An 11,431-nucleotide genomic window follows, 5' to 3' on the forward strand; every position below is an offset into this window, starting at 1 on the left:
GTAATTGAACAAATCTTTGACTTAAAGTTGATTAATTTCGTGGCTCAAAATAATTACTATGTTTAATACTAAACCCTAGGTCAGAAATCATCTCAATACGTGCTAAAGTTTGATCCATTCCACAAAAAAAGCACCAAATAGGTGCTTTTTTAACGATTAATTAACGGTTTTTAAAATTACTCGGCGGATAGATCGGAAAATAGAACCGTTGATAAATAGCGCTCGCCTGATGAAGGTAAGATAACAACAATATTTTTATCTTTAAATTCAGGTTCAGCTGCGAGTTTTACTGCGGCTGCAAGAGCAGCACCTGATGAAATCCCTGCTAGGATCCCTTCTTTTTCCATTAATTGGCGGGCAGTTTGAATGGCTTCATCATCACTGATTTTAAATACTCTATCAATAAGCGTGATATCTAGGTTGCCAGGAATGAAACCAGCCCCGATCCCTTGAATTTTATGTGGGCCTGGCTTGACTTCATCTCCTGCTAGCGTTTGGCTAATAACAGGGGACGTTTCAGGCTCTACCGCAACCAGAGTGACATTTTTGCCCTTGGTTTTTTTCAAATAACGACCGATACCGGTGATAGTACCCCCGGTTCCCACACCCGCGATAACAACATCAACCTTACCGTCAGTATCACTCCAAATCTCAGGTCCTGTCGTTTTTTCATGAATTTCAGGGTTAGCTGGATTATTAAATTGTTGCAGCAAAATATACTTATGCGGATTGCTGTTGACGATTTCTTCGGCTTTCTCAATGGCGCCTTTCATCCCTTTAGCGCCTTCAGTCAATACAAGATTCGCCCCTAATGCTTTAAGCAGTTTACGGCGTTCGACGCTCATCGTTTCAGGCATGGTCAATGTTAATTTGTAGCCTCTAGCCGCGGCGACATACGCCAAAGCAATCCCTGTATTACCACTAGTAGGTTCAACCAGCTCTTTTTCTTTGGTCAGAAGTCCTTTTTTCTCAGCATCCCAAATCATATTCGCACCAATACGGCATTTAACGCTGAAACTTGGGTTGCGTGATTCAACTTTCGCTAAGATATTGCCATTGCCGAAATGCTTTAAACGTACTAACGGGGTATGGCCAATAGTTAGCGAATTATCATCATAAATTTTACTCATGGGATATCCTTATAATCAGGCAGTTGCCTATTTAGAACTGAGAATGATAGATAAGATTGACTCCAAACATACGTGAACTCGCTATTATTGCAAATATAAATTAAGTATAAGCTTATAACGAATTTCTATCTTATGTGGAAAAATTATAAGTAAAAGGTTGTGACACAAGCACCTATCATAAAATATGTTGCGCTGTGTCTGTGATCTGAGGGAGGTTGAAGATGAAAAAGTGCGAGGTGTAAATTCCCCCCGCACTCTTGATCAAATCAGTGAATAATTAATAGCGTGCATGACGAGCGCGGTATTGGTCAACCCACATTAAGGTCGCGCCACAAACGGCAACAGGCATAATAATCAAGTTAAGGATAGGTATCATCATTAACACACTAACTGCTCCACCAAATTGAATATTATTCATGCGGTCTTTGGCTAAAGCATTTTTCATTTCACTAAAGCTAACGCGGTGATTATCAAATGGATAATCGCAATACTGAATTGACATCATCCACGCACCGAATAGGAACCAAAGAATGGGAGCAACAGTTTGCCCAATACCAGGAATAAAAAACAAAATTAATAAGCCAATAGCGCGCGGAAGGTAATAACCGATCCTAACAAACTCACGCTTAACCATGCGTGGAACATCTTTTGCGATATCAACAATACCGCCATCAGGGGCGGGCACACCGGTTAATTCTGATTCGAGCTTTTCGGATAACCAACCATTAAACGGTGCGGCGATAATGTTGGCAACCGTACTGAAAAAGTAAGTAAATATAAGTAAAATCGAAATAACGGAAATAGGCCAAATAAGATAATCAAGCCATTGTAACCAACTAGGAATATAGCTCATGACTTGGTCAATCCAACCACCAAGTTTGGTATATAACCACCAAAATGCACCACCAAGTAAGATGATATTGGCTAAAAGTGGTAGAATAACAAAACGTTTAATACCTGGACGTGTAACAAGACGCCATCCTTGAACGAAGTAATAAAAACCCGAATGGCTTTTTTGTTGCGAATCTGTCGATTGTATCATACTTCTTATTCTCTCCTTTGCGGTTGACTATGTATCATATAGATAGGTTTTTAGGCTGGCTAGTCAGTATTTGCTTAAAAAAGCAGCAAACGAAAGCAGAATTGTCTCTTTCTTATCAGAAAATCGTTTAGGGGGTTGCACTTAGCACGTTTGACAAATAATCTTAAGATATATCCGTCATTTTTTAAGTTGTTTTTCGGTTGACGGCGTTTTACCGCTGAAATCCCCAAAATCATACCGCAATGCGGGGCGAGGGGAGCGGGAGTGCGCCTTGGCTTGCAACTTAAAGTATTTTGGCTTATTTTTTGCCGTGGTGGCATTATCATTCAACAATTAGAGATAGCAGCGATGCAGGATTTGCGTCTGATATTAGTGGTCGTAGGTGCGATAGCCATAATTGCGTTATTACTGCATGGTTTATGGACCAGCCGTAAAGAGCGCTCTAAGTTATTCCGTGATCGTCCCGTAAAACGCCGAAAACATGACAGTCAGGATAAATCATCGGATTATGATGATGATTCTGCATTATTCAGTGAAACTCAAAAGGTAGAGCCTCCCGTCTCTTCACCGGTAGTTTCTGAGCCTGCTCGTCAGGTTCAAGAAGAACGTCGTGCCGAACCTGATTTGCCACCCATTACATCTTCTACTCGTGATACCGAGCCTGTATTAAATATTACGCCTGAGCGTTCAGAGCCTGTTGAATCTGATATTGACTCGCGCGTTAATGCTGTAAATGAACAACCCGCGATGAAGGTGGAACCAACGGTTCAACCAATAGCGACACCAGTCTCTACAGCGAATGGGCGCACTCAGCATGCGCCTGAACAACCAGAATTTGATTTTGACATTCACGAAGAGCAAGAGGGGCCACAGCCGACACACCATGAACAGGAACAGGCGCACACTGAGAAGAAAACTGAACAACCGCAAAACCAATCTTCAGAGAACAACAAGGAGACGGTTCTGGTTCTTCATGTAGCTGCACTTCAGGGGCAAGTTCTACAAGGTGAAGCGCTGTTGCAAAGCATTCTTCAAGCGGGCTTCCAGTTCGGTGAAATGCGTATTTTCCATCGACATGTGCATCCATCGGGAACAGGGCCGGTTTTATTTAGTCTTGCTAATATGGTGAAACCGGGGTCTTTTGATCCAGAAACGATGTCAGAGTTCACCACTCCGGGTATCTCTATGTTTATGATGGTGCCATCGTATGGTGAAGCAGGGCAAAATTTCAAATTGATGTTGCAAGCTGCACAGCGTATTGCTTCCGATGTGGGGGGCGTAGTCCTTGATGATGAGCGTAAAATGCTCACACCTCAGAAAATTGAGGTGTACCATGCTCGGATCCGCAACACACTGAATTAAATATCAGAATCAACGAAACCCCCTTAACTGGGGGTTTTTTATCTTTACTGGTGAAACATGACTACAAAACAACATCTCGATACACTCAAACAACAATTACGTCATCATGAATATCAATATCATGTATTAGATGCACCTGAAATCCCAGATGCAGAATATGACAAACTCATGGAAGAGCTGAAGGCTATCGAAGCGGAACATCCTGAATGGATCACCAGTGACTCACCGACTCAGCGAGTGGGTGCGGCTCCATTAGCGGCGTTTGACACCGTACGTCATGAAATACCGATGTTATCGCTTGATAACGTATTTGATGAAGAAAGCTATCTTGCTTTCGACAAACGCGTGAGAGACCGATTAAAAGATCAGCAAGAACAAACCTTCTGTTGTGAATTAAAATTAGATGGCCTTGCGGTGAGCTTACTGTATGAGAATGGCGAACTCGTCCAAGCCGCTACTCGCGGTGATGGAACTGTGGGGGAAAATATTACCTCTAATGTTCGTACAATTCGTGCTATTCCACTTCGTTTAACGGGTGAAAATATTCCTGCTAGGGTAGAAATTCGTGGTGAAGTATTTATGCCACAAAAAGGCTTTGAAGCATTGAATGAGGAAGCGCGCCGTACAGGTGGAAAAGTTTTCGCTAACCCTCGTAACGCGGCAGCGGGGTCATTACGCCAATTAGACCCACGTATTACAGCGAAAAGGCCTTTAACGTTCTACTGCTATGGCGTGGGGCTGGTGGAAGGCGAAACACTGCCAGATACTCATTATGAGCGACTGATGCAATTTAAGAAGTGGGGGTTACCTGTAAGTGAGTATGTGCAATTACGGACAGGCGCTCAGGCGGTATTGGACTTTTATCATGAGATAGAAAAAGCTCGCCCAACATTAGGCTTTGATATTGATGGGGTCGTCATTAAAATTAACGACATTGCAACCCAAGAAGAGTTAGGCTTTGTGTCTCGGGCACCTCGTTGGGCAACGGCGTTTAAGTTCCCGGCTCAAGAGCAGATGACATTGCTAAAAGATGTTGAATTCCAAGTTGGACGTACCGGAGCAATTACGCCTGTTGCACGTTTGGAACCAGTTCAAGTTGCCGGCGTGACAGTCAGTAATGCGACGCTACACAACGCTGATGAAATTGAGCGCTTAGGGGTTCATATCGGTGATACTGTTGTGATCCGTCGTGCGGGCGATGTGATACCTCAAATTGTGAGTGTTGTTGAGTCTGAACGCCCAGCCGATAGCCGAGAAATTGTTTTCCCAACTCACTGCCCAGTCTGTGGCTCTGATGTGGAACGTGTCGAAGGTGAGGCCGTTGCGCGTTGTACTGGTGGGTTGATTTGTGGTGCACAACGTAAAGAAGCACTGAAACATTTTGTCTCACGCCGTGCGATGGATGTGGATGGCATGGGCGATAAGATCATCGACCAATTAGTTGAAAAAGAATATGTGAAAAATCCGGCTGATCTGTACCAATTAAGTGCAGGGATATTGACGGGTTTAGATCGCATGGGGCCAAAGTCGGCACAAAATTTAGTGGAAGCCCTAAATAAATCGAAATCAACGACTCTCGCTCGTTTTATTTATGCGTTAGGCATTCGTGAGGTCGGTGAGGCTACCGCGGCAAATTTAGCGGCGCATTATGGCACCCTTGAAGCCCTAATGGCGGCAGATGAGGAGTCACTCAAAACGGTACAAGATGTTGGTCATGTGGTGGCTAAGCATGTCGTTAACTTTTTCCGCGAGGAGCATAATCAAACTGTCATTCAAGCGTTAATAGATAAGGCGAATATTCATTGGCCAGAAGCTGTTGCGGTAGATGTGAGTACGATAGATAGTCCATTTGCAGGGAAAACCGTGGTATTGACGGGCTCTTTGAGCCAACTGACACGGGATGAAGCAAAAGATAAATTAGTGGCACTCGGCGCTAAAGTCTCTGGCAGTGTCTCTAAGAAGACGCATTTAGTCATTGCAGGTGAGGCGGCAGGTTCAAAACTGGCAAAAGCAAATGAGCTAGGTATACCTGTCATTGACGAAAATGAGCTAATTCGCTTATTAGAAGCCTAATAATTAACGAGAGTTTGAAGTATCATTACCCAGAAAATGGGTAATGATATGATCTGTATCAATCTACCACCTAAGAATTAGAATTTACTGTAATAATGTGATCGGTATATATTTTTTGCAAAATACACTGGGGTCGTTTTCATACTAATGTGATTCCCGTCTCATTTAAATGTCGGCTATTACATAGAATAGATACATAAACCGCTTTATTAAATTTGTATGGAGTCGCATATGACCTCGATCCTGCATTTTGTTCTATCCCTTGTTGTAATTGGCGCTCTTGCAGTCTTAGCCAGTAGTAACCGTAAGGCGATACGACTACGCTATGTTTTTCAACTACTGGTTATTCAAATCGCATTAGCATACTTCTTCTTGAATTCTAATGTCGGTTCTTCATTCGTACTAGGCGTTGCAAGTGTTTTCACCCATTTATTAGGTTATGCAGCCGAAGGGACCAAGTTCGTTTTTGGTGGCATGATCGAAGGCAATCTAGCGTTTTTCTTCTTGCAAGTCCTCTGCCCAATCATCTTTATTTCCGCACTGATCGGTATCTTACAGCATATTAAGGTGCTGCCTCTTGTGATCCGTGTGATCGGTACGGTTCTATCTAAAGTCAATGGTATGGGCAAGCTAGAGTCTTTTAACGCGGTTAGCTCACTGCTATTAGGCCAATCTGAAAACTTTATTGCCTATAAAGATCAGCTAGGCAAAATGTCTGAACGTAGAATGTACACCATGGCTGCAACGGCAATGTCGACGGTTTCTATGTCGATAGTTGGTGCATATATGTCCATGCTAGAACCGCGCTTTGTGGTTGCAGCATTGGTACTTAACATGTTTGGTACTTTCGTGATCCTTTCCTTAATCAACCCATACCCACCTGAAGCCGAAGAAGAGTTACAGATGACCAATATTCATGAAGGTCAAAGCTTCTTTGAAATGTTGGGTGAATATATCCTTGCCGGCTTTAAAGTTGCGATTATCGTATCAGCCATGTTAATCGGTTTTATCGCTTTGATTGCCATGGTAAATGGTATCTGTATGGCGATTTTTGATATCAAGTTCCAAACCATGCTGGGCTACGTGTTCTACCCATTTGCTTGGATATTAGGTATCCCTGCTGAAGAAGCATTGCAAGTCGGTGGGATCATGGCGGTAAAAATGGTCACTAACGAGTTCGTCGCAATGGGCGACCTAAAAGAGGTTGCAGCAACGTTATCAACACGTTCAGTCGGTATTTTATCGGTATTTTTAGTCTCTTTTGCTAACTTCTCCTCAATCGGTATTGTGGCAGGGGCAATCAAAGGCTTAAATGAGAAACAGGGTAACACGGTTGCACGTTTTGGCTTGAAACTGCTGTTTGGTTCAACATTAGTTAGCTTCCTATCAGCGGCTGTTGTTGGCTTAATTCTGTAAAACATAAAAGCGTGGTAAAGTGTAAAACGGCGTTCATTATGAATGCCGTTTTTGCTTTTAGGAGGAAAAAATGGAAAAACAAGATCTCATTGATATGGCAAACACGCGGATGCCATTTGGAAAATATCAAGGTCGTGTATTGATCGATCTTCCTGAAGAATATCTGCTATGGTTTTACAAAAAAGGGGCATTTCCACAGGGGCGATTAGGGCAACTGATGGAAATGGCATTAGGCTTAAAAATAGAGGGGCTAGATGGCCTTGTAAAGCCTTTAAAACGAGTTTAGTTGTATTGGGTCAGTCATGGCCTAAAGCCGCAGTGACTTTCTGTGAAAGCTGGATAAACAAAGCTTGTTCATTCGCTGTTAAAGCACTACTGACTTTAGCGGCATTTTCTTTTCGGCCTGTTGCTGCACGTTGTAAAAAATCCCGACCTTCATCGGTTAAGTGAGTGATTAATTCTCGCTTATCTTGTTCAGATTGGTATTGGCTCACGAACCCAAGTGCTTTTAGTGCTCGAAGAAACTTGGATAAATTCTGCCGAGATATGCCTAACAGTTGGCTTAATTGCCCTGGTGTTTGATCCCCTTTGAGCCGAAGTATTTCTAATACATCATATTGCCCCCAAGTGACCTGTTCAGGTGTAAAGCTTAAACGCCTCGCAACCAAGGTACATTGCAAAAGTGATAGTGCATCTTCGAGTTGATTTGCCATGTTATTTCATCATGTTAGTGATTATTGACACAGTATAGCCTTATCAATCCGATAAAATCGACTATTGATTAACTAAAGTTAATCATATACAGTGTAGTTAATTAACTTTAGTTAATCATGTTGAGAGGAAGTATGCAAAATTTACAAGAGAAAGTCGCTTTAGTGACAGGCGCATCAACAGGAGTTGGTGAAGAAATTGCACTACATTTATACCAATGTGGTGCGACGGTGTTTATAACAGGACGCAACGAAATATCATTACAAACAGCAGCCAATAAGATAGACCAAAGTGGCGAACGTGTTATTCCTTTAGTGATGGATGTGACAAGTCACGAGCAATTTAAAGCAGCAATTACACAAATTGAGCAGCAGTGTGGGGCGTTACACTATTTGGTTAATAATGCAGGGATCACAGGACCTCATGGCGTTACTATTGAGGATTATCCACTAGCGGATTGGGATGCCGTTATCGCAACTGATGTGAGTGGAACTTTTTATGGATTAAAATACGGATTACCTGCAATCGTCAGGGCGGGAGGCGGAGCCGTCGTGAACTTATCTGCATGTAATGGCGTGACTGGTATTGCGGGTATTTCACCTTATACAGCGGCAAAACATGCTGTTTTAGGTCTAACTCGTGCAACGGCACTAGAGTATGCTCAAAAAGGGGTGAGGATTAATGCTATCGGTCCTGGTTATGTCGCAACGCCAAATATAATGAATTTACCAACTGAAACTCAAGAATGGATGGCATCGACTCACCCAATGGGGCGCATGGCAACGCGTGAAGAGATCGCAAAAACAGTCGCATTTTTACTTTCTGATGATAGCAGTTTTATTACAGGGGCATTTATACCCGTCGATGGGGGATATACGGCACAATAGGGATGCGGTGGTGATAGATATTCATGGCTAGCCGCAACCACTTCTTCTTACAAGAAGTGCATCAAAAACAGCCATAGTATGAGGAAGTGTTATATCTCAATAGCGGCTATTTTTCTGAAGTAAAACCGGATGACATCTCGAACCAATCTATTATATTGGGATAAAAAAGAGATAGGCTGACTAACTATTGACAGGATATAAGGTGGTGGAGCTAAGCGGGATCGAACCGCTGACCTCTTGCATGCCATGCAAGCGCTCTCCCAGCTGAGCTATAGCCCCAACAAAATGATTTTGATACCACCTAACAGGGAATTAGATGGTGGAGCTAAGCGGGATCGAACCGCTGACCTCTTGCATGCCATGCAAGCGCTCTCCCAGCTGAGCTATAGCCCCAAACAAAATCTTTTGGACGGAGGGCATAATATTCAAGCAATGTCAGGGTGTCAATCAAATAATGTGGTTTTAAGTTTAATTGCTGAATTATAGAGCATTTCGTCAATGAATAAGGGGGTGTATAGAGATTAGAGGAGTACTTATAAGGTTGATAAGGCGTGAACCCCTATGATGCTAACCATCACAGGGGCTTAATTAAATCAATTACTGGGCTGAGGCTTCACGTTCGGCGATAAACGACAACGCTTTATCAATGCGTGCAATAGCACGTGTTTGACCAATCGCATGAACGGTAACATCTAACGCAGGGGATTGACCCGCACCAGTTACAGCGACACGTAATGGCATGCCGACCTTACCCATACCAACGTCTAATTCAGCGGCCGTTTGTTCGATAGCTTGATGAACGTTTTCTGCTGTCCAATCGGTAATTGCTGACAGTTTTTGTTTCACCGTTTCTAATGGTTGACGTGCAACAGGGCGCAAGTGTTTTTTCGCGGCATCTGCATCGAACTCATCAAACTCTTCATAGAAGTAGCGGCAGGATTCAGCGATCTCTTTCAATGTTTTGCAGCGTTCACCGAGCAATTTAACTAACTCAGCTAATTGCGGGCCATTTTCAGTGTTGATGTTTTGTTGCTCAATATGCCATGCAAGGTGAACGGCAACTTCTTCTGGTGGCAATTGATTAATATAATGGTGGTTTAACCAAAGCAACTTATCGGTATTGAATGCGCTCGCTGATTTGCTAATTGCATCTAAGCTAAAGTATTCAATCATTTCTTCACGAGAAAAAATCTCTTGGTCGCCATGTGACCAGCCCAAACGAACTAAATAGTTGAGTAGTGCTTCTGGTAAATACCCTTCGTCGCGATATTGCATAACGCTTACAGCACCGTGACGCTTGGAGAGTTTTTTACCGTCATCGCCTAAAATCATTGAAACGTGTGCATATTCAGGAACAGGTGCTCCTAGCGCTTTTAAGATATTAATTTGGCGTGGGGTATTGTTGATATGATCTTCACCGCGGATAACGTGAGTAATTTCCATATCCCAGTCATCAATAACCACACAGAAGTTATAAGTTGGTGAGCCATCGGTGCGGCGAATAATGAGGTCATCTAACTCTTGATTACTAAACTCAATCGGGCCACGGATTTTATCATCAAAAATAACCGAGCCTTCTTGTGGATTACGGAAACGAACAACATGCGGCTCGTCAGGCGTATGGTTATGGGCGTGATCACGGCAGCAGCCATCATAGCGAGGCTTTTCACCTGATGCCATCTGTTGATCACGCAGCGCCTCTAAGCGCTCTTTTGAGCAGTAGCAACGATAAGCGGTACCTGCTTCAAGCATTTGGTCAATAACATCGTTATAACGGTCAAAGCGTTTCGTTTGATAATAAGGGCCTTCATCCCAATTCAAATTTAACCAGTTCATACCATCCATAATGGCATCGATAGCTTCCTGAGTTGAGCGTTCTAAGTCCGTATCTTCGATACGCAGAACAAATTCGCCTTGATTATGGCGGCTGAATAACCAGGAATAAAGCGCAGTACGCGCTCCACCAACATGTAAATACCCTGTTGGACTAGGTGCAAAACGGGTTTTAATTTTACTCATCGAGATTGCCTTAATTGCGATACGTGGTTTCTAACATGCCAACGTTCTCTAAATAATAGGGAAGCGTTAAATATAAACAGCCTATCATTGATGTGTGAGCGAAAGATTTCTTCTCGCTATCGGTCACCAGAGAAACACGTCAGCATGTCTAAAATGTTGTTCTATTCTATCACTCTAAAGTGATACCTCAATCAAGTTATCGATGTTGATGCAAATAAAATCCGTAAAAAAAGAAAAAGGATAGGCAATTTCTCAGCATAAAAATATTTTTGTTCTAATATTGTATTGGTTGGGTGATACAAAAGCTTAATTATTGGTTAAATAAGGTTCTTTTCTGGTGAATATTGGAACATCTTGCTTATTTTTACAACGAACAGAAAAAATCTATTCAAAAACCGTTGACTCAGAACGAGGGATCCCTATAATGCACCTCCATCGACGGCAGGGCGATTAGCTCAGTTGGTAGAGCATCTCCCTTACAAGGAGGAGGTCACTGGTTCGAGCCCGGTATCGCCCACCACTGTCGACGATGAAACAAGTAAGTGAAGTAAATAAATGGGCGATTAGCTCAGTTGGTAGAGCATCTCCCTTACAAGGAGGAGGTCACTGGTTCGAGCCCGGTATCGCCCACCATTTATTTACAAATATGTGAAACTTGTCATGAAGTGGGCGATTAGCTCAGTTGGTAGAGCATCTCCCTTACAAGGAGGAGGTCACTGGTTCGAGCCCGGTATCGCCCACCACTTCATTAGTTACTCGCATTTTCATAAATACTGGTTATAAAAATTAAT

9 protein-coding genes and 5 tRNA genes are annotated in these 11,431 nt (G+C 42.8%); 8 read left to right on the forward strand and 6 right to left on the reverse strand.

What is annotated here, in order from left to right:
- Positions 1–176 precede the first annotated feature (176 nt).
- Entirely contained in the window at positions 177–1,130 is a 954-nt protein-coding gene (gene cysK, locus PR699_RS14930; RefSeq protein ID WP_004921315.1) for a cysteine synthase A, read from the reverse strand.
- 277 nt (positions 1,131–1,407) lie between these two features.
- Positions 1,408–2,172 carry a sulfate transporter CysZ gene (gene cysZ, locus PR699_RS14935; RefSeq protein ID WP_004921313.1) on the reverse strand — a complete coding sequence of 255 codons (765 nt, stop codon included), beginning with the start codon at positions 2,170–2,172 and terminating at the stop codon, positions 1,408–1,410.
- Positions 2,173–2,520: 348 nt separating this feature from the next.
- Between cysZ and zipA the strand changes: the two genes are divergently transcribed.
- From zipA to PR699_RS14955, 4 genes are all read left to right on the forward strand, one after another.
- On the forward strand, positions 2,521–3,534 hold the full coding sequence (gene zipA, locus PR699_RS14940) for a cell division protein ZipA (RefSeq protein WP_151207855.1): 1,014 nt from the start codon (positions 2,521–2,523) through the stop codon (positions 3,532–3,534).
- A 57-nt stretch (positions 3,535–3,591) separates the two neighbouring features.
- Positions 3,592–5,607, forward strand: coding sequence for an NAD-dependent DNA ligase LigA (gene ligA, locus PR699_RS14945; protein ID WP_004921309.1), 2,016 nt, complete (start codon positions 3,592–3,594; stop codon positions 5,605–5,607).
- 231 nt (positions 5,608–5,838) lie between these two features.
- Positions 5,839–7,023, forward strand: coding sequence for a NupC/NupG family nucleoside CNT transporter (locus PR699_RS14950; protein WP_014656308.1), 1,185 nt, complete (start codon positions 5,839–5,841; stop codon positions 7,021–7,023).
- 70 nt (positions 7,024–7,093) lie between these two features.
- Complete coding sequence (locus PR699_RS14955; protein WP_004921304.1) at positions 7,094–7,309, forward strand: DUF3820 family protein; 216 nt, start codon at positions 7,094–7,096, stop codon at positions 7,307–7,309.
- Positions 7,310–7,319: 10 nt separating this feature from the next.
- Here PR699_RS14955 and PR699_RS14960 read toward each other — a convergent pair whose 3' ends face one another.
- Entirely contained in the window at positions 7,320–7,736 is a 417-nt protein-coding gene (locus PR699_RS14960) for a MarR family winged helix-turn-helix transcriptional regulator (protein WP_004921302.1), read from the reverse strand.
- Positions 7,737–7,868: 132 nt separating this feature from the next.
- On the opposite strand from PR699_RS14960, the gene PR699_RS14965 reads away from it, so the two are divergent.
- On the forward strand, positions 7,869–8,621 hold the full coding sequence (locus PR699_RS14965) for an SDR family NAD(P)-dependent oxidoreductase (protein WP_014656307.1): 753 nt from the start codon (positions 7,869–7,871) through the stop codon (positions 8,619–8,621).
- 203 nt (positions 8,622–8,824) lie between these two features.
- Here the strand turns inward: PR699_RS14965 and PR699_RS14970 are convergent.
- The 3 genes from PR699_RS14970 to gltX form a co-directional block, all read right to left on the reverse strand.
- Positions 8,825–8,900: transfer RNA gene (locus PR699_RS14970), tRNA-Ala, on the reverse strand.
- 38 nt (positions 8,901–8,938) lie between these two features.
- Positions 8,939–9,014 (reverse strand) — tRNA-Ala (locus PR699_RS14975).
- Between the two features lie 204 nt (positions 9,015–9,218).
- Entirely contained in the window at positions 9,219–10,640 is a 1,422-nt protein-coding gene (gltX, locus tag PR699_RS14980; protein WP_004921297.1) for a glutamate--tRNA ligase, read from the reverse strand.
- Positions 10,641–11,084: 444 nt separating this feature from the next.
- On the opposite strand from gltX, the gene PR699_RS14985 reads away from it, so the two are divergent.
- From PR699_RS14985 to PR699_RS14995, 3 genes are all read left to right on the forward strand, one after another.
- A tRNA-Val gene (locus PR699_RS14985) sits at positions 11,085–11,160 on the forward strand.
- A 37-nt stretch (positions 11,161–11,197) separates the two neighbouring features.
- Positions 11,198–11,273, forward strand: a tRNA-Val gene (locus PR699_RS14990).
- Positions 11,274–11,307: 34 nt separating this feature from the next.
- Positions 11,308–11,383 (forward strand) — tRNA-Val (locus PR699_RS14995).
- Positions 11,384–11,431: the final 48 nt, after the last annotated feature.

The sequence above is a fragment of the Providencia sp. PROV268 genome, assembly GCF_028477805.1.
Classification (GTDB): domain Bacteria; phylum Pseudomonadota; class Gammaproteobacteria; order Enterobacterales; family Enterobacteriaceae; genus Providencia; species Providencia stuartii.